General features: G+C 71.7%; 24 protein-coding genes. 19 read left to right on the top strand and 5 right to left on the bottom strand.

Features of this window, described 5'->3' with window-relative positions; translation table 11 throughout:
• Positions 1 to 10: 10 nt before the first annotated feature.
• From FE633_RS43695 to FE633_RS43685, 3 genes are all read left to right on the top strand, one after another.
• The gene (locus FE633_RS43695; protein WP_171060370.1) at positions 11 to 1,042 is read left to right on the top strand and encodes an ABC transporter ATP-binding protein; all 1,032 of its coding nucleotides are present in this window, start codon (positions 11 to 13) and stop codon (positions 1,040 to 1,042) included.
• An 80-nt stretch (positions 1,043 to 1,122) separates the two neighbouring features.
• Positions 1,123 to 1,947 carry an ABC transporter permease gene (locus FE633_RS43690; RefSeq protein ID WP_138050725.1) on the top strand — a complete coding sequence of 275 codons (825 nt, stop codon included), beginning with the start codon at positions 1,123 to 1,125 and terminating at the stop codon, positions 1,945 to 1,947.
• A gap of 34 nt (positions 1,948 to 1,981) precedes the next feature.
• Entirely contained in the window at positions 1,982 to 2,683 is a 702-nt protein-coding gene (locus FE633_RS43685; RefSeq protein ID WP_138050724.1) for an AAA family ATPase, read from the top strand.
• Between the two features lie 530 nt (positions 2,684 to 3,213).
• On the opposite strand, the gene ybaK is transcribed toward FE633_RS43685, so the two are convergent.
• The 4 genes from ybaK to FE633_RS43665 all read right to left on the bottom strand — a co-directional run bounded on the left by ybaK (position 3,214) and on the right by FE633_RS43665 (position 7,316).
• A complete protein-coding gene (gene ybaK / locus FE633_RS43680; protein ID WP_138050723.1) occupies positions 3,214 to 3,717 on the bottom strand; it encodes a Cys-tRNA(Pro) deacylase in 504 nt (167 codons plus the stop codon).
• 33 nt (positions 3,718 to 3,750) lie between these two features.
• Positions 3,751 to 4,491 carry an LON peptidase substrate-binding domain-containing protein gene (locus tag FE633_RS43675; RefSeq protein WP_138050722.1) on the bottom strand — a complete coding sequence of 247 codons (741 nt, stop codon included), beginning with the start codon at positions 4,489 to 4,491 and terminating at the stop codon, positions 3,751 to 3,753.
• A gap of 34 nt (positions 4,492 to 4,525) precedes the next feature.
• Complete coding sequence (locus FE633_RS43670) at positions 4,526 to 5,590, bottom strand: hypothetical protein (RefSeq protein ID WP_425473315.1); 1,065 nt, start codon at positions 5,588 to 5,590, stop codon at positions 4,526 to 4,528.
• Between the two features lie 133 nt (positions 5,591 to 5,723).
• Positions 5,724 to 7,316, bottom strand: coding sequence for an oxidoreductase (locus tag FE633_RS43665; RefSeq protein ID WP_138050721.1), 1,593 nt, complete (start codon positions 7,314 to 7,316; stop codon positions 5,724 to 5,726).
• Positions 7,317 to 7,952: 636 nt separating this feature from the next.
• Between FE633_RS43665 and hisD the strand changes: the two genes are divergently transcribed.
• The 10 genes from hisD to FE633_RS43620 all read left to right on the top strand — a co-directional run bounded on the left by hisD (position 7,953) and on the right by FE633_RS43620 (position 15,752).
• Positions 7,953 to 9,275, top strand: coding sequence for a histidinol dehydrogenase (gene hisD, locus FE633_RS43660; RefSeq protein ID WP_138050720.1), 1,323 nt, complete (start codon positions 7,953 to 7,955; stop codon positions 9,273 to 9,275).
• On the top strand, positions 9,272 to 10,399 hold the full coding sequence (locus FE633_RS43655; RefSeq protein ID WP_246114104.1) for a histidinol-phosphate transaminase: 1,128 nt from the start codon (positions 9,272 to 9,274) through the stop codon (positions 10,397 to 10,399). The genes hisD and FE633_RS43655 overlap by 4 nt, the downstream gene beginning before the upstream one ends.
• Positions 10,396 to 10,989, top strand: a complete 594-nt coding sequence (gene hisB, locus FE633_RS43650) for an imidazoleglycerol-phosphate dehydratase HisB (RefSeq protein WP_119106011.1) — start codon at positions 10,396 to 10,398, stop codon at positions 10,987 to 10,989. Before FE633_RS43655 ends, hisB begins: the two co-directional genes overlap by 4 nt.
• Before the next feature lie 4 nt (positions 10,990 to 10,993).
• Positions 10,994 to 11,158: a hypothetical protein gene (locus tag FE633_RS47600; RefSeq protein ID WP_171060369.1), complete on the top strand. Its 165-nt coding sequence runs from the start codon at positions 10,994 to 10,996 to the stop codon at positions 11,156 to 11,158.
• Positions 11,149 to 11,799, top strand: coding sequence for an imidazole glycerol phosphate synthase subunit HisH (gene hisH / locus FE633_RS43645; RefSeq protein ID WP_138050719.1), 651 nt, complete (start codon positions 11,149 to 11,151; stop codon positions 11,797 to 11,799). Before FE633_RS47600 ends, hisH begins: the two co-directional genes overlap by 10 nt.
• On the top strand, positions 11,799 to 12,533 hold the full coding sequence (gene priA, locus FE633_RS43640) for a bifunctional 1-(5-phosphoribosyl)-5-((5-phosphoribosylamino)methylideneamino)imidazole-4-carboxamide isomerase/phosphoribosylanthranilate isomerase PriA (RefSeq protein ID WP_138050718.1): 735 nt from the start codon (positions 11,799 to 11,801) through the stop codon (positions 12,531 to 12,533). The genes hisH and priA overlap by 1 nt, the downstream gene beginning before the upstream one ends.
• Positions 12,534 to 12,558: 25 nt before the next feature.
• Positions 12,559 to 12,963, top strand: a complete 405-nt coding sequence (locus tag FE633_RS43635) for a RidA family protein (protein ID WP_138050717.1) — start codon at positions 12,559 to 12,561, stop codon at positions 12,961 to 12,963.
• Positions 12,960 to 13,715 carry an imidazole glycerol phosphate synthase subunit HisF gene (hisF, locus tag FE633_RS43630; protein WP_138050716.1) on the top strand — a complete coding sequence of 252 codons (756 nt, stop codon included), beginning with the start codon at positions 12,960 to 12,962 and terminating at the stop codon, positions 13,713 to 13,715. Before FE633_RS43635 ends, hisF begins: the two co-directional genes overlap by 4 nt.
• Before the next feature lie 118 nt (positions 13,716 to 13,833).
• Positions 13,834 to 14,421, top strand: a complete 588-nt coding sequence (locus FE633_RS43625; protein WP_138050715.1) for a winged helix-turn-helix domain-containing protein — start codon at positions 13,834 to 13,836, stop codon at positions 14,419 to 14,421.
• 83 nt (positions 14,422 to 14,504) lie between these two features.
• Positions 14,505 to 15,752, top strand: a complete 1,248-nt coding sequence (locus FE633_RS43620; RefSeq protein ID WP_246114103.1) for an MFS transporter — start codon at positions 14,505 to 14,507, stop codon at positions 15,750 to 15,752.
• 13 nt (positions 15,753 to 15,765) lie between these two features.
• Here FE633_RS43620 and FE633_RS43615 read toward each other — a convergent pair whose 3' ends face one another.
• Entirely contained in the window at positions 15,766 to 16,401 is a 636-nt protein-coding gene (locus FE633_RS43615) for a TIGR03085 family metal-binding protein (protein WP_138050713.1), read from the bottom strand.
• 127 nt (positions 16,402 to 16,528) lie between these two features.
• Here FE633_RS43615 and hisI point away from each other — a divergent pair, with 127 nt between their 5' ends.
• The 6 genes from hisI (at position 16,529) to trpC (ending at position 21,167) form a co-directional block, all read left to right on the top strand.
• Entirely contained in the window at positions 16,529 to 16,921 is a 393-nt protein-coding gene (gene hisI, locus FE633_RS43610; RefSeq protein WP_138050712.1) for a phosphoribosyl-AMP cyclohydrolase, read from the top strand.
• Positions 16,922 to 16,932: 11 nt separating this feature from the next.
• Complete coding sequence (locus FE633_RS43605) at positions 16,933 to 18,444, top strand: anthranilate synthase component I (protein ID WP_138050711.1); 1,512 nt, start codon at positions 16,933 to 16,935, stop codon at positions 18,442 to 18,444.
• A 102-nt stretch (positions 18,445 to 18,546) separates the two neighbouring features.
• Positions 18,547 to 19,197, top strand: coding sequence for a TIGR02234 family membrane protein (locus FE633_RS43600; protein WP_138050710.1), 651 nt, complete (start codon positions 18,547 to 18,549; stop codon positions 19,195 to 19,197).
• A 176-nt stretch (positions 19,198 to 19,373) separates the two neighbouring features.
• A complete protein-coding gene (locus FE633_RS43595) occupies positions 19,374 to 19,625 on the top strand; it encodes an HGxxPAAW family protein (protein ID WP_138050709.1) in 252 nt (83 codons plus the stop codon).
• Between the two features lie 106 nt (positions 19,626 to 19,731).
• Positions 19,732 to 20,175 carry a DUF2752 domain-containing protein gene (locus tag FE633_RS43590; RefSeq protein ID WP_138050708.1) on the top strand — a complete coding sequence of 148 codons (444 nt, stop codon included), beginning with the start codon at positions 19,732 to 19,734 and terminating at the stop codon, positions 20,173 to 20,175.
• A 182-nt stretch (positions 20,176 to 20,357) separates the two neighbouring features.
• Positions 20,358 to 21,167, top strand: a complete 810-nt coding sequence (gene trpC / locus FE633_RS43585; protein WP_138050707.1) for an indole-3-glycerol phosphate synthase TrpC — start codon at positions 20,358 to 20,360, stop codon at positions 21,165 to 21,167.
• Positions 21,168 to 21,324: the final 157 nt, after the last annotated feature.

The raw sequence follows: 21,324 nt of genomic DNA, 5'->3' as shown, positions 1-21,324 counted from the left end.
CTCGTTCCTCGTGAGTACGCGCACCGCACAAGCAGCCCGCAAAGGGCACGGTGGGGATGTCGTGTGCGCGGTGCGGGATCTGACCAAGACCTATCCGGCCGTGCGCGGGCGGCGCGGGGCACCCGGGACACCCGAGGTGCGGGCCACACACGGCGTGCGGCTCGACATCCGGCGCGGAGAGGTCTTCGGGCTGCTCGGGCCGAACGGCGCCGGGAAGTCCACCCTCGTACGGCAGCTGACCGGCCTGATGCGCCCCGACCGCGGCAGCGTCGAGATCCTCGGGCACGACATCGTGCGCCATCCCGAGCGGGCGGCGCGGATCCTCGCGTACCTCGGCCAGGAGTCCACCGCGCTCGACGAGCTGACGGTCTCGCTCGCCACGGAGACCACCGGGCGGCTGCGCGGGCTCGATGTGCGCAGCGCGCGGGCCGAGCGGGACGCGGTGCTCGAAGAGCTGGGCCTCACCTCCCTCGCCTCGCGCCCGCTGAGGAAGCTGTCCGGCGGACAGCGGAGGCTCGCCTGCTTCGCGGCGACGCTCGTGGGGGAGCGGCCGCTGCTGGTCCTCGACGAGCCGACCACCGGCATGGACCCGGTCGCCCGCCGGGCCGTCTGGGGCGCGGTCGACCGGCGGCGGGCCGAGCGCGGCACGACGGTCCTCCTGGTCACCCACAACGTCATCGAGGCCGAGACGGTCCTCGACCGCGTGGCCGTGCTCGACCAGGGCCGCGTCATCGCCTGCGACACCCCGGCCGGGCTGAAGGAGAAGGTCGCGGGCGAAGTGCGGGTCGAGCTCGTCTGGCGCGAGCACGCACCCCTCGACATCCCCGAGGTCGCCGCCCTGCGCGACCGCGCCGTCGAGTCCGGCCGCCGCTGGGCACTGCGCCTCGCCCCGGAGGAGGCCCGCGCGGCCGTCGCCGCCGTCACCGGCGGCGCCGCCTTCTCGGCCCTGGACGACTTCACACTCGCCACGCCGAGCCTCGAAGACGTGTACCTGGCGCTGGGCGGGAGCGCCGGCAACGTACGAGGGCTGGTGAAGGCATGAGTGGGTGAAGGCGTGAGTGTTCGGGCTTTCGTGGCCGTACGGAACAGGACGACAGCAGAAGCGAACAGGAGCCGCTCGACGTGAGTGTCGTACCCGCCGAGGTCCTGCCGGGCGGCGCCCTCGCCGTCGAGGACGCCGCCGCGGAAGGAGCCGCCGTGCTCGGACCGCGTGCGCGACTGTGGCCGGCGCTGGCCGCCGTCTACCGGGCGCAGCTGTCCCGGGCCCGGGTCGCGCGGATCCCGCTGCTGTTCGTGGCCACCTTCCAGTCCATCGGGATCATGGTCCTGATGCGTGGGGTGGTGGACGGCGGGGGCGAGGCGCGGTCCGTGGTGGCAGGCTCGTCGGTGCTCGTCGTCGCGTTCGTCGCGCTGAACCTGCTCGCCCAGTACTTCGGGGAGCTGCGCGCCAACGGGGGGCTCGACCACTATGCGACGTTGCCGGTGCCGCCCGCCGCCGTCGTGCTGGGCGCGGCGGCGGCGTACGCCTCCTTCACCGTGCCCGGGACCCTGGTCACCGCCGTGGTCGGCTGTGTGCTCTTCCAGCTGCCGCTGGCGCATCTGTGGATCCTCGCCGCGGTGATCCCGCTCGCCGGCGCGGCGCTCGCGGGGCTCGGCGCGGCCCTCGGGCTGCTCGCGCCGCGGCCCGAACTCGCCACGCTGCTCGGGCAGCTGGGCATGTCGGCGGCGTTGCTGCTCGGGGTGCTGCCGCCGGACCGGCTGCCGACGGTCCTCCAGTACGCGCGTGACCTGCTGCCGTCCACGTACGGCGTCGAAGCCTTCGGGCTGACCTTCGGGGCGAGCCCCGACTGGGGTGTCGTCGTGCTCGACCTCGCCGTGTGCGCGGGCGTCGGGGTCGCCTCGCTGGCCGTCGCGACCTGGGCGTATCGCCGGGCTGCCGTCCGGTGACGCGATTGCCGGGAGAGCCTGGCACGATGTGAGGGTGACCGCACCGCTGACTCCGCCTCCACCGCCGCACAACCAGTCTCCGCACGAGCAGCCTGGGCACGCGCAGTCCGCGCACCAGCAGTCCGGGCACCACGCCTGGCAGGCGCCGCCCGTCGCCGGTGTGGGCGGACCCGTCGGACCCGTCGGACATCAGCAGGAGGACGGCCCCGGGATGAAGACCGAAGTGCGGGAGGCCGCCGTCATCACGATCGCGATGACGATCACAGGGCTGGTTCTCGGCGTCCTGTGGTGGTGGCTGGCTCCTGAGGTGCCGCTGGTCTCGGATGCCTCCGCGGTCTATCTCAAGGACACGGAGGGGGAGCAGGCCATCGGGGTGGACGGGACGTTCACCCTGCTCGCGCTCGGATTCGGCCTGGTCAGCGCGCTGATCGTGTTCCTGATACGGCGACGTGGGGGAGTCCCTGTCGTTGTCGCGCTCACGCTCGGCGGGGTGCTCGGCTCGCTGGTCGCCTGGCGGCTCGGGGTCTGGCTCGGGCCCACGCAGGACGTGGCGGCACACGCCAAGGAAGTGGGCAAGGGCGTCACGTTCGCGGCGCCGCTGGAGCTCGGGGCCAAGGGGGCGTTGCTGGCCTGGTCCGTTGCGGCGCTGCTGGTGCATCTTGGGCTGACGGCGTTGTTCGGGCCGCGGGATCCTGATCCGTACCAGCAGAACCTGTACGACGGGCCTCCGGCGTAGGACGGAAGCCGACGGGGGGTGGGCCACGGGGGATTTCGCCCCCGCCGCCCCTACCCATTCCCATCCCCTGGGGCTCCGCCCCAGCCCCCGTTCCTCTGGGGCTTCGCCCCGGCCTCCGTTCCTCTGGGGCTTCGCCCCGGCCCCCGTTCCCCTGGGGCTTCGCCCCGGCCCCCGTTCCCCGGGGCCTCTGCCCAGCCCCTGGTCCTGGGGCCTCCGCCCCAGACCCGTCTGGGGCGGCCCCGGGTCCCGTCCGGGGTGTTGCCTCAGGCCCCCGTCCGCGGGTTCTGGCCCAGGCCCTGTCCCAGACTCCGTCCGGGGGTTGTTGCCTCAGGTCCCGTCGGGGGGTGCCTCAGTCCCTGTCCGGGGGTTCTGGCCCAGGCCCCGTTCCGGTGAAGCTGCCCCAGATCCCGTCCGGAGGCGCTGCCCGAGATCCCGTCCGGAGGCGCTGCCCCAGGCCCCGCCCGGGGGCTTTGCCCCAGAAGCCCCCGGCTCCTCGAACGCCCGAGAGGTCGAGAGGTCGAGAGTCGGAGTCATGCGCGGGCGATCGGGGCCGATACCGCTTCCGTGAGCTTGGTCAGGTCGTTGGGGGACAGTTCGACTTCGAGGCCGCGGCGGCCCGCCGAGACGCAGATCGTGGGGTGGGCCGAGGCGGAGGAGTCGAGTACCGTGCGCAGCTTCTTGCGTTGGCCGAGGGGGGAGATGCCGCCGCGGACGTACCCTGTCGTGCGTTCCGCGGCCGCCGGGTCGGCCATCGCGGCGCGTTTGCCGCCCACCGCGGCCGCCAGGGCCTTCAGGTCGAGTGAACCCGCCACGGGGACGACGGCCACCGTGAGTTCGCCGTCGACGTCCGCGACCAGGGTCTTGAAGACCCGATCGGGTGACACGCCCGTCGCCTCGGCCGCCTCCTCCCCGTACGACGGGTGAGAGGGGTCGTGCTCGTAGGCGTGGACCGTGTACGGGACCCCGGCCGCGGTGAGCGCCACCGTCGCGGGTGTGCCTCCCGGCTGCTGCTGTTTCTTCGATTTCTTCGCCATCAGCCTTCTCGCGTGCCTCGGTCGTGCGTCGCGTCAGTTCAGACTTGTCGGGCCGCGCGTCAGGTCCGACGCGGGCAGTGACGGCAGATTACGGATGATCGCGGTCTCCGTGCGCAGCAATTTCAGCTCCTCGCGCAGCCGCGACGCCGTGTCCGGCGCCTGGAGCAGGCTCTGTTTCGCCGGGACGTCCAGCATCGCCGCGGCCGCGACCAGGTACGAGACGACGGCCGGCTCGTCCGGCAGCTCGGTCCCGGTCGACAGGGACCGCTCGCGGGCCCCGGCCAGCCGCTTCTGGTACTGCCGGAAGGCCCGCAGCACCCCTTCGGCCAGCGCCCCCGCCTCGTCGCCCGGATCCTCCTCCAGCTCCTCCAGCTCGGCCGTCAGAAACGCGCCGGACGCGTCGACCGAGAGCAGCCGTACCCGGGTCGTCCCGGTGGCCAGCACCTCGAAGCTGCCGTCGGCCCGCTCCCGGATGGTCGCCGCGTCGGCGATGCAGCCCACCTCGTGGAAGGCCTTCACCGGCTCGTCGCCGAAGCCGGCCGCGGGCCCGCGCTCGGGCACGGCCGTCTGGTCCGGCATGCCGGGTGCGCTCGGCGCGACCTCGTGACCGTCGCGGATGGCGACGACGGCGAACCGGCGCGGCTCGTCCTCGGGAGACTTCAGCAACTCGCGCATTATCGCGCGGTAGCGCTCCTCGAAAATGTTCAAAGGCAGCACGAGGCCAGGGAACAGGACGGAGTTCAGGGGAAAGAGCGGGAGCCGGACGGTGGTCACGACGCAGAAGCCTAATGGTCGCCGGGCGGGCGGGTCAGCCGCGCTCACTCCGTGGATACGGGCGCTGCCCGCTGGGTGACTCCCGCGGTGGCGCCGACCGGGGCTTCGACGGCCGGCGCGAGAGCCCCAGAGGCATGGTCGCGGCCACTTCGAGCCGTATCCCGTCGCGCATTTCCAGGAACTGCCCGAGCGGGTCGTCCGAGATCCGGTCCCAGGGGAACGAGGTGGCGTGCGGACCGATCCAGCGCAGCTGTTCCAGCGCGTCCTGCCAGCGTTCGAGTCTGATCAGCACATACGTGAGCAGATTGCGGACCTGCGCGGGCCAGGGGTCGCCGGCCGCGTACTGGGCCGACACGGCGATCGCCAGGTCGGCCGCCGCGTCGAGGCGCCCCCGCGGCACCCCGCTCTCACCGCCCCCGATCAGATACGCGAAGGCCGCGCGGACCGGCAGCGCCTGGATGAGGGAGCCGGGCAGCGTGTCCTGCGCGGCCTCTTCGGCGAAGTCGAAGCACTCGTGGTGCGAGCCGTACCAGGCGGCGGACAGGTACTGCAGGGCGGCCACATGGCAGCCGTAGTGGTGCGAGGAGCGGCGTACGGCCTCGGCCCACAGCTGCTCGAACTCGGTGTGCGTCGCGTTGGTGCCCCGGGCGTGGTCCAGCGCGACGCGCCACGGCACCGGGTCGCGCGGGTCGCCCTCGGCGGCCGTGGTGATCAACGGCGCGACCTGGCGCAGCAGTTCGGCGCGTGCCGGTGAGTCCCAGCCCCGGCACACCTCCAGCTCGGCCTTGACCAGAAGCGCGTCCGGGTCGTGCGGGGCCGCGGACCGCCAGTGCTCGAACCACTCCGGTCGGGAGCGCGCGAAGGCGGCGAGGCGCGTCACGTACCGGTCGCGGTTCTCCCACTCCGCGGACTCCCGGGTGGCGGCGAGTAATTTGGCCGCGAGGCCGTAATCGCCCCGGCCCGCGGCGACCAGCGCCGGCGCGAGCCGCTCGTCCGGGGCGTCGAGCAGCACCTCGTCGTCGGTGGGCAGACCGGCGGCGAGACGTGAGGAGTTCCGTGCCATCCGGGCGGTACGGATGAACGCGCGCAGCAGTGCCATGGTGAGGCCCATTGAAAGCCGCAGGTCGGACGTGTACCAGAGGTGAGGGGTGACGGGTTTGTAACCGTCGCTTGGTTGTGTGGGGAACGGTCAAGTCCGGGTAAAAGGTAGCGGTTCACGGGAGGTTGAGGCGTCAACCCCGGCGCAGCAGTCGCGACGCCCCCGCCGCCACCGTCGTCGCCAGGATCCAGCCCAGCAGGATCACGGCCGCCGACGCCCACTGCCAGCCGCCCTGAAGCCTCCACCGGCCGGCCTGGCCCAGGTCGATGACGGGGATGAGGAGGTCGAGGGCGAACAGGGAGGCGTTCCACTCAGGGCTCTCACCGGGCTTCACCGGGGGGTGGTCGGCGTGCGAGAAGGCCACCGAGCTGGCCGCCCACAGGACCGCCATCCAGACGGCGGCCCGCCCCGGCCGGTATCCGTAGGCGACCGTCCAGTCCTGCACGTACCCCCAGAACCTGGCCGCGGGTGGCAGGAACTCGCGACGGTGGCGCTGTTTGGCGAGCAGCACCTCGCGCGCGTCCTCGTCCTCGCCGCCGCTGCGCAGCACGGTCGCCAGACGCTCGTACGGCTCCGGGTTGTACTCCGGTGTCGCCGCGGCCACCCACTCCAGGCGGCGGGTCAGCGGGAACGGGCCGCGCGGCACCAGACTCTCGTACTGGAAGCCGTCCATGCGGAACTGGCCCGCACCCGGCCAACTCGCCGCCTTGTCGACCAGAGTGACGATGCGGGCACCGGACAGCACGATCCGCCCGCGCTGCGGCCGCTCCCCGAGGAAGCGCAGCTCGGGTGTCTGGAGGCGGCGCAGCGAGATCTCCTGCTCGTTCGCGAGTGTGAAGCGGGCCTGGTCGAAGTCCACCGCGTCCCCGAACCGCCCGTCGTCGAGCCGGATCCCGCCGTCGGACTCGAACCGCTGCACCCGCGTGCCGCGCGCCGGAGTCCTGCCGCTGGTCTGCAGCGGATTGCCCAGGCCCGCGGGCGTCATGTAGAGCGTGCGCTCGACGGTCAACTGCGGGGCGTTCAGCGCCAGTCGGCCGTACGGGTTCTTCAACTGGCTCCCGCGCAGGCTGAGCGAGACGCCGACCGTGGCGCCGCGCAGGCTCAGTTCGCCGTCCGACTCCAGCATCTCGGCCTGCAGGTCCTGGCCGACGGTCATCCCGTCGCCGGTGAACGAGCGGCCGTGCCGGTCCCGGTAGACCATGGCCTGGTTGAGCAGCAGATCAGTGCCGATGTGCGCGTCGCTGAGGCGTACGCCGTTGTGGAAGCGGCAGCGCGGCAGATGCAGATCGCCCTCGGTGTTCAGCCGGGCCGCCTCCAGACGTGGCACCGAGCAGTCGACCAGGCGCAGAGTCGTGAACCGGGCCTCCGGCAGCAGGATCTCCTTCTCGAACCGGCAGCCCTTCATCTCGACGTACGGCTCGATCGTGCCGCCCGCGAGATCCAGCACGTCGGTGATCTGGACGCCGGACAGTTTCAGGGAGGAGACACGGCCGTCGAGCGCGGGCGGCCCGTTCAGCAGCAGCATGCACACGACGCGCGCGCGTACGCTCCGCTCCGGACCCCATGGATGGCCGCCGTGCGGATCGTCCACGACCATGTCCCCGGCGCGCAGGTCGTACACGCTGCCGTTGCGGAACGCCTGCCACATCCCCATCTCGGCGGCGGTCAGATCCTCCGGCGGCTCCCCGTCCCGGATCCCGTCCCGGATGCCGGCGCCCTCGGTCACGTCTTTTCCTTCCTCCTCAGCTACTCGCGGGTTTAGGACAGCTGTTCATGTGATGCCCGCTGAGTGACGACACGAACGCTAATGGTGAAGACGATCTTCCGGGTCCACTGTCAGCCACCCGAATCTGGCCAGCCACGGGTCCGCGGGTCCGCGTCCGCGGGTGGGAGCGGTCGGGCGGGGCGCTGGTCGGTGGGGTGGGGCGTGGTTCGGGGCGGGCTGTCCGGGAGTGTGGGCCGCCGCGCGGCACGCACCGTACTCCGCGCCGGCCTCTGCCGCCGTCGCGACCATGTCGCCGCACCAGTCGGCGCGGCGATCACCGCCCCGGAGCTCTGTGCCGCCGTCTCGGTCCCGGCCGCACGCGCACGCCGGTGCCCGCGGCCGTCGCTGCACGCCGCCGTCGGTGCGCACCGGTGCGCACCGACGCGATGCACACCTGGCGGCGGCCACGGCAGTGCCGGTGGCTCTCTGGCTGTGGCCGCGATCTGGCGGCGGCCGGTACGCCACCGCCGTGGGCGGTGGGCCGCCGACGGCCTCGCGGAGGTCCGCCGACATGCGGGCGGGTCGCTGATCAGCGGTCCGTATCAGCGATTGATACAACCGTCCGGCGCCCGATCGCCGTCTGAGAGAATTGGCCACGTGATCTCCCGAATCGATCTGCGCGGCGACGCCCTCCCCGAGGGCTCGGCCCTGCGCGACCTGCTGCCCCGAGCCGACTTCGACGTCTCGGCCGCCCTGGAGAAGGTGCGTCCGATCTGCGAGGCCGTGCATCATCGGGGGGACGCGGCGCTGATCGACTACGCGGAGAAGTTCGACGGCGTACGGCTGGACCAGGTGCGCGTACCCGCCGCGGCGCTCGCGCGGGCCCTGGAGGAGCTCGACCTCGCCGTGCGCGCCGCCCTGGAGGAGTCGATCCGCCGCGCCCGCATCGTCCACCGCGAGCAGCGCCGCACCACGCACACCACCCAGGTCGTGCCCGGCGGCTCGGTCACCGAGAAGTGGGTGCCGGTGGATCGCGTTGGGCTGTACGCGCCCGGCGGCCGGTCCGTCTACCCCTCGTCCGTGATCATGAACGTGGTGCCCGCGCAGGAGGCGGGCGTCGAGTCGATCGCCCTCGCCTCTCCGGCTCAGGCCGAGTTCGGTGGCCTCCCGCACCCGACGATCCTCGCGGCCTGCGCCCTGCTCGGCATCGACGAGGTGTACGCGGCCGGCGGCGCCACGGCCGTCGCCATGTTCGCGTACGGCACCGAGTCCTGCGCGCCCGCCCACATGGTCATGGGCCCCGGCAACATCTGGGTCGCCGCCGCCAAGCGGTACTTCGCGGGCAGGATCGGCATCGACGCCGAGGCCGGTCCGACCGAGATCGCGATCCTCGCGGACGAGACCGCCGACCCGGCGCACGTCGCCTCCGACCTGATCAGCCAGGCCGAGCACGACCCGCTCGCGGCCGCCGTCCTCGTCACCGACTCCGTCGCGCTGGCCGACGCGGTCGAGAAGGAACTGGCCCCGCAGGTCGCGGCCACCAAGCACATCGAGGACCGGATCGCCCCGGCCCTGGCGGGCAGGCAGTCCGCGATCGTCCTGGTCGACGGCGTGGACGCGGGCCTGCGGGTCGTGAACGCGTACGGCGCCGAGCACCTGGAGATCCAGACGGCCGACGCCGCGGCGGTGGCGGACCGCGTGACGAACGCGGGCGCGATCTTCATCGGCCCCTGGTCCCCCGTGTCCCTGGGCGACTACGCGGCGGGCTCCAACCACGTCCTGCCGACCGGCGGCTGTGCCTGTCACTCCTCGGGGCTCAGCGTCCAGTCCTTCCTGCGCGGGATCCACATCGTCGACTACTCGCGCGACGCCCTGGCGGAGGTGGCTCACCACGTCGTGACGCTCGCCGAGGCCGAGGACCTCCCCGCCCACGGTGCCGCGATCAAGGCCCGGTTCGACTGGAAGGTTCCGAGCAAGTGAGTTCCAGCATCGGCATCGACGATCTCCCCGTACGCGACGAGTTGCGCGGCAAGTCCCCCTACGGCGCGCCCCAGCTCGACGTCCCCGTACGCCTGAACACCAACGAGAACCCGTACCCGCTGCCCGAACCGATCGTCGAGCGGATCACCGAGCGCGTGCGCGAGGCCGCCCGGAACCTCAACCGCTACCCCGACCGGGACGCGGTGGAGCTGCGCACCGAGCTGGCCAACTACCTGACGAAGACCGGCAAGTACGCGGTCGGTGTCGAGAACGTATGGGCGGCCAACGGCTCCAACGAGGTCATCCAGCAGCTCCTGCAGACCTTCGGCGGGCCCGGCCGCACGGCGATCGGCTTCGAACCCTCGTACTCGATGCACGGCCTGATCGCGCGCGGCACCGGCACCGGCTGGATCTCCGGGCCGCGGCGCGAGGACTTCACGATCGACGTCGCCGCCGCCCGGCAGGCGATCGCCCAGGAACGGCCGGACGTCGTCTTCATCACGACCCCCAACAACCCCACGGGCAACGCGGTTCCGCCCGAGACGGTCCGCGCCCTGTACGAGGCCGCGCAGGCGGCCAAACCCTCCATGGTGGTCGTCGACGAGGCGTACATCGAGTTCAGCCACGGCGACTCACTGCTGCCGCTGCTCGAAGGTCGGCCGAATCTCGTCGTTTCGCGGACCATGTCGAAGGCGTTCGGCGCGGCCGGGCTGCGCCTCGGCTATCTCGCCGCTCACCCGGCCGTCGTGGACGCCGTCCAGCTCGTACGGCTTCCGTACCACCTGTCGGCCGTCACACAGGCGACCGCGCTGGCCGCCCTGGAGCACACCGACACGCTGCTGAAGTACGTCGAGCAGCTGAAGGCCGAGCGGGACCGGCTGGTCGCCGAGTTGCGTGCGATCGGCTACGAGGTGACCGAATCGGACGCCAACTTCGTGCAGTTCGGGCGGTTCGCCGATGCCCACGAGATCTGGCGGAAGATCCTCGACCGGGGCGTCCTGGTCCGGGACAACGGCGTACCGGGGTGGCTGCGGGTCAGTGCCGGTACGCCCGAAGAGAACGACGCGTTCCTCGATGCGGTGCGCGAACTGAAGAAAGACCAAGAACAGGAGCAGAGCGCATGAGCCGCGTAGGCCGTGTTGAGCGCACCACCAAGGAGACCTCGGTCCTCGTCGAGGTCGACCTCGACGGGTCCGGGAAGGTCGATGTGTCGACCGGCGTCGGCTTCTACGACCACATGCTCGACCAACTCGGCCGCCACGGTCTGTTCGACCTGACCGTGAAGACCGAGGGCGACCTGCACATCGACTCGCACCACACCATCGAGGACACGGCTCTGGCGCTGGGCGCGGCCTTCAAGCAGGCGCTCGGCGACAAGGTGGGCATCTACCGGTTCGGCAACTGCACGGTCCCGCTGGACGAGTCGCTCGCCCAGGTGACCGTCGACCTCTCCGGCCGCCCGTACCTCGTGCACACGGAGCCCGAGAACATGGCGCCGATGATCGGCGAGTACGACACGACGATGACCCGGCACATCCTGGAGTCGTTCGTCGCGCAGGCGCAGATCGCGCTGCACGTGCACGTGCCCTACGGGCGCAACGCGCACCACATCGTGGAGTGCCAGTTCAAGGCGCTGGCCCGGGCGCTGCGTTACGCCTCCGAGCGTGACCCGCGGGCCGCCGGCATCCTGCCCTCCACGAAGGGTGCGCTGTAAAGCCATGAGCGGGCTGTCCACCCTACTGATCGTCGTCGGACTCTTCCTGGTCGGCGGCATCATCTCCTTCGTCAAGCAGCAGATGCCGAAGAGCCTCATCGTGCTGCTCTCCATCGGAGCCGCGATGTGTCTCGTGGCGGGAGCCCTCCGGCTGGAGGTGTGGAATTGAGTACTGCTTCCAAACGCGTGGTCGTCTTCGACTACGGCTTCGGGAACGTGCGGTCCGCCGAACGTGCTCTCGCGCGCGCGGGTGCCGCCGTCGAGATCACCCGCGACTTCGACAAGGCCATGAACGCCGACGGGCTGCTGGTGCCCGGTGTCGGCGCCTTCGCCTCCTGTATGCACGGGCTGAAGGAGGCGCGCGGCGACTGGATCGTCGACCGGCGTCTGGCCGGCGGCCGACCGGTGATGGGCATCTGCGTCGGCATGCAGATCCTCTTCGCGCGGGGCATCGAGCACGGGGTGGAGACCGAGGGCCTCGACGAGTGGCCCGGCTCGGTCGAGCCCCTGCAGGCCGACATCGTGCCGCACATGGGCTGGAACACCGTGGAGCCGCCGGCCGGTTCGGAGCTCTTCGCGGGGCTCGACGCGGACGCCCGCTTCTACTTCGTCCACTCGTACGCCGTCCATGACTGGTCCATGGAGGTCGCCAACCCGGCGATGCGGGAGCCCCTGGTGACGTGGTCGACGCACGGCAAGCCCTTCGTGGCGGCCGTCGAGAACGGCGCTCTGTGGGCGACCCAGTTCCACCCCGAGAAGTCCGGCGACGCCGGAGCGCAGCTGCTGAACAACTGGATCGGAACCCTGTGATGGCTTCGAAGCTCGAACTCCTTCCCGCCGTGGACGTCCGTGACGGCCAGGCCGTCCGCCTGGTGCACGGCGAGTCCGGTACCGAGACCTCGTACGGCTCTCCTCTGGAGGCCGCCCTCGCCTGGCAGGGGGCGGGTGCCGAGTGGCTGCACCTGGTCGACCTGGACGCCGCGTTCGGAACCGGGGACAACCGCGCGCTGATCGCCGAGGTGGCGGAGCGCATGGCGGATCTGCACATCAAGGTCGAGCTGTCCGGCGGCATCCGCGACGACGCCACGCTCGCCGCCGCCCTCGCCACCGGCTGCACCCGCGTCAACCTGGGCACGGCCGCGCTGGAGACGCCCGAGTGGGTCGCCAAGGTCATCGCCGAGCACGGCGACAAGATCGCGGTCGGCCTCGACGTACGCGGCACGACGCTGCGCGGCCGCGGCTGGACCCGCGACGGCGGCGACCTCTACGAGACGCTGGAGCGCCTCGACTCCGAGGGCTGCGCCCGCTATGTCGTCACGGACATCGCCAAGGACGGCACGCTGCAGGGCCCGAACCTGGAGCTGCTGAAGAACGTCTGCGCGGCGACGGACCGCCCGGTGGTGGCCTCCGGCGGGGTGTCCTCGCTGGCCGACCTGCGCGCCATCGCCGAACTCGTCCCGCTCGGCGTGGAGGGCGCGATCGTCGGGAAGGCGCTGTACGCGAAGGCGTTCACCCTGGAAGAGGCCCTGGAGGCTGTGTCGTGACGGTCATGAAAACGGGTGCGGTGTCATGACGTCGGAAGCCGTGCGGCGTGTGCAGAGCGGGAGCCCCTGGGAGGAGTCCTTCGGTTTCGCGCGCGCCGTCGCGGCGGGCGACCGCGTTCTGGTGGCGGGCACGACGTCCTTCAAGGGAAACGTGCTGTACGGGGAGGGCGACCCGTACGAGCAGGCGCGCGTGGCCTTCTCCAACGCCCTGGACGCGATCGGCGCCTTCGGGCTCGGTGTCGAGTCCGTGGTCCGTACGCGGATGTACCTCACCCACGCGCGGGACGTGGACGAGGCGGGCCGGGCCCACAAGGAGATGTTCGACTCCGTACGCCCGGCCTCGACCCTGCTGATAGTGGACGGCTTCGTCGATCCGCGCATCCTGGTCGAAGTGGAACTGGAAGCATTCAGAGGAGCCGTGAATTCATGACCCTGGCGGTCCGAGTCATCCCCTGCCTGGACGTCGACAACGGCCGGGTCGTCAAGGGCGTCAACTTCCAGAACCTGCGCGACGCGGGCGATCCCGTCGAGATGGCCAAGGTGTACGACGCCGAGGGCGCCGACGAGCTGACGTTCCTGGACATCACCGCGTCGTCGGGCAACCGCGAGACGACGTACGACGTGGTGCGCCGCACCGCCGAGCAGGTCTTCATCCCGCTGACGGTGGGCGGTGGAGTGCGCACCCCCGAGGACGTCGACAAGCTGCTGCGGGCCGGGGCGGACAAGGTCGGCGTCAACACCGCGGCCATCGCCCGCCCCGAGCTGATCCGCGAGATCGCGGAGCGCTTCGGACGGCAGGTACTGGTCCTGTCGGTCGACGCGCGGCGCACTGAGTCCGGGAGCTTCGAGGTGACGACGCACGGCGGCCGCAAGGGCACCGGCATCGACGCGATCGAGTGGGCGCACCAGGCGGCCGAACTGGGCGCGGGCGAGATCCTGCTCAACTCTATGGACGCCGACGGCACGAAGGACGGCTACGACATCGAGATGATCGAGGCCGTACGCAAGCACGTCACCGTCCCCTTGATCGCCAGCGGCGGCGCCGGTCGGCTCGCCGACTTCCCACCGGCCATCGCCGCCGGCGCGGACGCCGTCCTGGCCGCCTCCGTCTTCCACTTCGGCGACCTGCGCATCGGCGAGGTAAAAGAAACCCTACGAGGCGCGGGCCACCCCATACGCTGAATCTCCACCGACGCGAGCCCCGGCCACTGGGTGACCGGGGCTCTTCGCCGGGCTGATACGAAAGACAAGTTGCGCAATTTTTATTGCGCAACTTTTCTTTCGTATCTACGGTGGAGCCGTGACCGCCAAGGAGAACCGCCCCATCACCGACATAGGCACGCTCAAGGCGCTCGCCAATCCGCTGAGGATGAAGCTGTACCGAGCTCTGACCGTTGCCCGCACCGCGACCGCGTCACAGCTCGCCGAGCAGGTCGACGAGGCTGTCTCGCTGGTCAGTTACCACCTGCGCAAGCTTGCCGACCACGGGCTGATCGAGGCGGCCGGGACACAGAGCGCGGACGCCCGCGAGCGCTGGTGGCAGCCGGCCTCGACCGGCGTCAGCATCCGCGACAAGGACTTCCGGGACGCGCCGGAGAAGGCGGCCGCGCACCTGGCGGCGACACGCCTGTTCCACGATCAGCGCGCCGAGATGTACCGACGCTATCTCGACGAGCGGCCCACCTGGGGCCCCGAGTGGAACTCGGCCTCCCCCGACAACGAGTCCCTGCTGCGGCTGACGGCCGCCGAACTGGCCGAGCTGGGCGAGGAACTGCTCGCACTCGCCATGAAGTACGACGAGAAGGGCCGGGCCGCGGAGGCGGCCGGCGACACCGAAGGGCGCGAGAACGTCGCGCTGCACGTGTACGGCTTCCCGTTCCGCACTTGATGCGCACGCTCCCTCGCGCCTGAATGAGCGACCGGTTCGCGCCCGACTGCGCGTCCGGCTTCGCCCCGAGAGGACCTCGTCCCGTGCCTGCCACGCTCACGTCCCCGGCCACCAGCCCGGGCAGACCGGCTGCCCACCGCGACCCGAACGTCCTGCGCTGGCTCGGCGCCTACACGGCCTCCATGCTGGGTGACAACGTCTACTACCTCGCACTGTCCTGGGCGGCCGTCCAGGGGGGAACGCCCGCACAGGCGGGCATCGTCACCGCTCTGAGCGCTCTGCCGCGCGCCCTGCTGATGCTGGGCGGGGGAGTGGTGGCCGACCGGTTCGGGCCCCGGAGGGTCGTCATCGGCAGTGACGTCGTGCGCTGCGCGGCCGTGCTCGCGGTGGCCTCGCTGCTCTTCGCCGCGCCCCCCGGGCTGTGGCCGCTGGCAGTGCTTTCTCTCGTCTTCGGCACCGTCGACGCGGTGTTCATGCCCGCGGTGGGCGCCCTCCCGGCCCGCATCACCGGCCGAGGCCAGCTCGCCCGGGTGCAGGGCATGCGCGGCCTCGCGATCCGGTTCGGACACGTCGTGGGTGCGCCACTGGGCGGTCTGGGCGTGGCGCTGGGCGGGGCGGCCACGGCGTTCACGCTGGCGGGACTGCTGATCGCGGTGTCCGTGCCGCTGCTGGTGTCCGTACGGGTCGACGACCTGCCCGGGGACGACAGGGCCGCCGGGCAGACCGCCTGGCGGGACCTCCGCGACGGCCTGCGCTACATACGCGGTCACCGCGTCCTTGCCCCGTTGATCGTCGCCATCGCCCTCGGCGACCTCGGTTTCGTCGGCCCGCTCAATGTGGGGCTGACCCTGCTCGCCGACGAACGCGGCTGGGGCGCCTCCGGCATGGGCTGGGTGCTCGCCGGGTTCGGCATCGGGGCGGGGGCGGCCGGGCTGCTGCTCGCTGTGCGGGGGCGCCTTCCGCATGCCGGGCGAGTCATGGCGGTGACCGTCCTCGTGGGCTCGGTCGCCATCGGCCTGCTCGCGTACGTGCCCGGCGTCGTCGCGGCCGTCGGCGTGGCTCTGGTCGTCGGTTTGCTCACCGGTCTCAGCGGTGCCCTGTGCGGCGCGCTGCTGCAGACCCAGACCGAACCGACCTACCTGGGCCGGGTCAGCTCCGTCTCCGGCATCGTCGGCCTCGGCCTCGCCCCGCTCAGCATGCCCGTGTCCGCCGCGGCGATCGGGGCGTGGGGCACCGGTCCCGTCTTCGTCGTCAGCGCGGCCGTGTGCGGGCTCGGCGGAGTCGTGGCACTGTGCGTCCGCGACCTCCGCCTGGCCCAACTGCCGGGCTGAGACACCGGACCCGTCAGATCCCCAGCTGCTTCGCCTCGTGGAGCTTCGCGATTGCGTCCTTTTCGCCGTCCTGCTCGACGTCGGCCACGCTCTGGCGGCCGTACGCGAACAGCAGTAGCTCCGAGGGCTCGCCGGTCACCGTCACCACGGGCGTTCCCCGGTTGGCGACCACTGTGCGGCCGTCCGGGCGACGCAGGACCAGGCCGACCGGTGCCTTGCGGCCCATGAGACGGGCCGTTCGCTCCAGTCCCGACCACAGGAAGTTGGCGAAGACCGGGTCGATCTCGCGTGGTGTCCAGTCGGGCTGGGCGCGGCGCACGTCCTCGGCATGGATGTAGAACTCCGCCGCGTTCGACGCCTCGTCGATCTGCTTCAGGGCGAAGGGCGAGAACCGCGGTGGCCCCGTACGGATCAGCTGGATCAGCTCCTCGTACGGCTTCTCGGCGAACTCCGCCATCACCCGCTCCAGACGCGCCGCCAGCTGCTTGATCAGCATTCCGGCCGCGGCGTCCGTGCGCCGCTCGCGCGTGACCACGTGGGCCGCGAGATCGCGGGTGTTCCAGCCCTCACAGAGCGTGGGGGCATCGGGCCCCACGGCCTCCAGCAGGTCCGCCAGCAGAAGTCGTTCACGCTTGGCATGGGTCGACATGTCTGTCAGCCTACGGCCGGGGCCCTCGTCCGCCCACCTGTCACCGGTCATCAGTCCGCCAGTCATCGGCAGCTCATTCAGCGGACGTCCCTCGGACCGGCCCCACGGGCGCGGCACAATGGCCCACATGAGCAGCATTCCTCCGTCCAGCAGCCTGGATCCCGCCATCGCCGCCCGCCTCAAGCGCAGCGCCGACGGGCTCCTCCCCGCGATCGCCCAGCAGTACGACACCGGAGAGGTGCTGATGCTGGGCTGGATGGACGACGAGGCACTGCATCGCACGCTCACCACGGGCCGCTGCACCTACTGGTCGCGCAGCCGCCAGGAGTACTGGGTCAAGGGCGACACCTCCGGGCACGTCCAGCACGTCAAGTCCGTCGCTCTCGACTGCGACGCCGACACCGTCCTGGTGAAGGTCGACCAGGTGGGCGCCGCCTGCCACACGGGCGACCGCACCTGCTTCGACGCCGACGTTCTCCTCGAGGACGCCGAGTCCGACGTACTGTCGACCGGACAGTAGGGTCAGCCGCCATGGACCTCGAGACGTTCCGCAAGCTGGCCAACGACCGGCGTGTCATCCCCGTCAGCCGCAAGCTCCTCGCGGACGGCGACACGCCCGTCGCGCTCTACCGCAAGCTCGCCGCCGAGCGGCCCGGCACCTTCCTGCTGGAGTCCGCCGAGAACGGCAGCGCCGCGCTTTCATGGTCTCGCTACTCGTTCGTGGGCGTCCGCAGCCACGCGACCCTGACCGCACACGACGGGCAGGCGCACTGGCTCGGCTCACCCCCGGTCGGCGTCCCCATGGACGGCGACCCGCTCGCCGCGCTGCGCGCCACCGTCGAGACGCTGCACACCCCGCACGACCTCGTCCACGACAGCGGACTGCCCCCGTTCACCGGTGGCATGGTCGGCTACCTCGGCTACGACATCGTGCGCCGCCTGGAGAAGATCGGCCCGGGCGACCACGACGACCTGCAGCTGCCCGAGCTGACCATGCTGCTCACCAGCGACCTCGCGGTCCTGGACCACTGGGACGGCACGGTCCTGCTGATCGCCAACGCGATCAACCACAACGACCTCGACACCGGCGTCGACGAGGCGTACGCGGACGCCGTCGCCCGCCTCGACGCCATGGAGGCCGACCTGTCGCGCGCGGTCTCGCAGCCACCCGCCGCGCTCCCGCCCTCGGAACTCCCCGAGTACACCGCGCGGTGGGGCGGCCCCGACTACCAGGAGGCCGTCGAGGACATCAAGGAGCGCATCCGCGCGGGCGAGGCCTTCCAGGTCGTGCCCTCCCAGCGCTTCGAAACCCCTTGCACGGCAAGCGCGTTGGACGTCTACCGCGTGCTGCGCGCCACCAATCCGTCGCCGTACATGTACCTCTTCCGCTTCGACGGCTTCGACATCGTCGGCTCCTCCCCGGAGGCCCTCGTCAAGGTCGAGGACGGGCACGCGATGGTGCACCCCATCGCCGGTACGCGCCCGCGCGGCGCGAACCCGAACGAGGACCAGGCCCTCGCCGACGAACTGCTCGCCGACCCCAAGGAGCGCGCCGAGCACCTCATGCTCGTCGACCTGGGACGCAACGACCTCGGCCGGGTCTGCGAACCGGGTTCCGTCGAGGTCGTCGACTTCATGTCCATCGAGCGCTACTCGCACGTCATGCACATCGTCTCGACGGTGACCGGCAGGGTCACTCAGGGACGTACGGCCTTCGACGTCCTGACCGCGTGCTTCCCGGCGGGCACGCTCTCCGGCGCCCCCAAGCCCCGCGCGATGCAGATCATCGACGAGCTGGAGCCCGCGCGCCGCGGCGTGTACGGCGGCTGCGTCGGCTACCTCGACTTCGCGGGCGACTCCGACACCGCCATCGCCATCCGTACGGCGCTGCTGCGGGACGGCACGGCATACGTGCAGGCCGGCGCCGGGGTCGTCGCCGACTCGGATCCGGTGGCCGAGGACACCGAGTGCCGCAACAAGGCCGCCGCCGTACTGCGCGCGGTACACACGGCGAACCGGCTCGGCCGGCAGGCCGGTCAGTAGGCCGGTCAGCACCCCGGTCGGGGGAGACGGATCAGCACGCCCGTCGGTAGGACGCGTCTCACGTGAACCCCGGGTGACGGTTCGCCCGGGGTCCGGGCGATAGTGGAGTACGTGACTGCCGTACCTCACCCCCGATACGAAGCCGCCGGATCCAGCGGACCCGCCCGGTCCGGCCGGCGCAGCCTCGCCCTTGCCCTGCTGTGCGGCGCGTTCGGCGCGGCCGTCGCGCTGCTCGCCTCGCGGCAGGGCTGGTCGGAGGGCACCACCACGGTGGCCGGCGGCGACTTCCCGTTGAGCGCGACCGGCAGCGACGTCACGGGAGTGCCCGCGGCCCTGGCCATAGTGGGCCTCGCCGCGCTCGTCGCCGTCTTCGCCGTACGTCGTGCCGGACGCTTCCTGGTCGCCGGGCTCCTCGCGCTCTCCGGCGCGGGCACCGTGGCCGCCGCGCTCCTCGGCGTCTCCGACAAATCCGCCCTCGACGACAAGGCCGCGCAGGCCTCCGGCGACACCACCGCGACCGTCGACTCCATGAGCCACACCGCCTGGCCGTACGTCGCCGCCGTGGGCGGCCTGCTGCTCCTGCTCGCGGGCCTGCTCGCGCTGCGCTACGGACGGCTATGGCCCGCCATGTCGGGCCGGTACGAGCGGGACGGCACCCCCCGGCCCCGTAAGTCCAAGCCCGTGGCGGACCCGGACCGGCCCGAGGAGATGTGGAAGGCGCTTGACCGGGGCGAGGACCCGACCGGGGCGTAGCTCAGTGGCTCACTGGCTCAGCTGCTTGCCGCGCGCCCCGCTCCGGAGGCGGGAATCCCGGGCCCGCGGCGTACGCGAGGACCCCCGGTCGGGCCGGTACACGCGAGTACGGGACAATGGCCACCGAGCGTCTGACTCACACAAGCACATACGTCATCAGCTACGAGGAGCAAGTCATGGCGGGCAGCAGCCACGGTCACACCCCGGCCGCCTGGACCGGTGTCATCATCGCCTTCATCGGTTTCTGCGTCTCGGGTGCCTTCACGGTGTTGGCCAGCCCGCTGGGCTTCTGGGCCGGACTGGTCATCGTCGCGCTCGGCGGTGTGGTGGGCATGGCCATGAGCGCGGCAGGCCTCGGCCGGCCGAAGGGCGCGGGCAAGCCCCAGTCCGCCGAGCCGGCACGCGAGGCGGCCTCCGTCGAGAGCTGACCCGCCACGGCATCGCGGGAAGGCGGCCCCGGTTCGAACACCGGCGCCGCCTTTTTCGTGCGCGTGTGCGTGCGGGGTTGTGCAGGGCTCACCCGCGCGGGGCAGAATGCGTGGGGTGAACGCCGAAACCCAGAGGGTGACGCGCCCTCCCGGATCCGTGGTGCGGCGGCTCGCCGTGCCCGGCGGTGTCCTCACGGCCGTCGTCGGGGCCTTCGCGTACGTCGCCGCCGTCGATCCGAACGAACCAGGGCACTACCCCGCCTGTCCGCTGTTCCAGTACACCGGCGTGTACTGCCCCGGCTGCGGCGGACTGCGCAGCGCGCACGCCTTCGTGCACGGGGACTTCGCGGCGGCACTCGGGGCCAACGCGGTCGCGGTCGCCGGGTATCTCGTGTTCGCGGTGGTGTGGACGCTCTGGGCGGTACGGTCGGTCCAGGGGCGCCCGCTGCGGCTCGACCCGGGGCCCGGCCTGCTCTGGAGCCTCGGTGCCTTGCTGCTGGTCTTCACCGTTGTCCGGAACCTGCCGTTCGGTGGCTGGCTCCATCCTTGATCAACTGGCGAATGTCCAGGTAATGGGACCGGCGTCAACCGGATGTGAGGGCTTCGCCCTCCTCCAGATACCATCGCAGTGACCATCGGTTTTCGTCTGATGCGGTTTCGTCCGATGCGGGCGGACCGGGTCAGCTGCTCAACCGCTCGTACTGTCCACCGTCAGGGAAGGGGGCCGCTCGCGTGAGTGTGCTCGACGAGATCATCGACGGAGTCCGTGCCGACCTCGCGGAGCGGCAGGCGCGCGTCAGCCTCGACGAGCTCAAGGAGCGCGTGGCGAAGGCTCCGGCAGCCAAGGACGGCGAGGCCGCCCTGCGCGGTGACGGTGTCAAGGTCATCTGCGAGGTGAAGCGGTCCAGCCCGTCCAAGGGCGCGCTGGCGGCGATCGCCGACCCGGCCGGGCTGGCGGCGGACTACGAGGCGGGCGGCGCGGCCGTCATCTCCGTCCTCACCGAGCAGCGCCGCTTCGGCGGTTCGCTGGCCGACCTGGAGGCCGTCCGCGCACGCGTGGACATCCCGGTCCTCCGCAAGGACTTCATCGTCACGTCGTACCAGCTGTGGGAGGCGCGGGCGTACGGCGCGGATCTGGCCCTGCTGATCGTCGCCGCGCTGGAGCAGCCCGCCCTGGAGTCCCTGATCGAGCGCGCCGAGTCCATCGGGCTCACGCCACTCGTCGAGGTGCACGACGAGGACGAGGTCGAGCGGGCGGTGGACGCCGGCGCCAGGGTCATCGGCGTCAACGCGCGCAACCTGAAGACGCTGAAGGTCGACCGGTCGACCTTCGACCGCGTGGCCCCCGAGATCCCCGACAGCCTCGTCAAGATCGCCGAGTCCGGCGTCCGCGGCCCGCACGACCTCATCGCGTACGCCAACGCCGGCGCCGACGCGGTTCTGGTGGGCGAGTCGCTGGTCACCGGCCGCGACCCGAAGACCGCCGTCTCCGACCTGGTCGCCGCGGGCGCGCACCCCGCGCTCCGCCACGGGCGGGGCTGACCCTCGGATGCACGCCGACCGCGCCCTCGCCGCCACCCCCCGTCCGGGCTCTCGTCCCGACGGTGGTCCGGTGTGCGTGCGGTCGGCCGCCGCGGCCCCCTTGGCGCCGCGGGACCCCTACGCCCGCCTCGCCCGCGGCTGCCGTCCGCGAGGGTGC

The organism is Streptomyces montanus (assembly GCF_005786655.1).
GTDB lineage: Bacteria > Actinomycetota > Actinomycetes > Streptomycetales > Streptomycetaceae > Streptomyces > Streptomyces sporangiiformans.
Note: the sequence above shows the minus strand (reverse complement) of the source record. Positions and strands in the feature narration are given on the sequence as shown.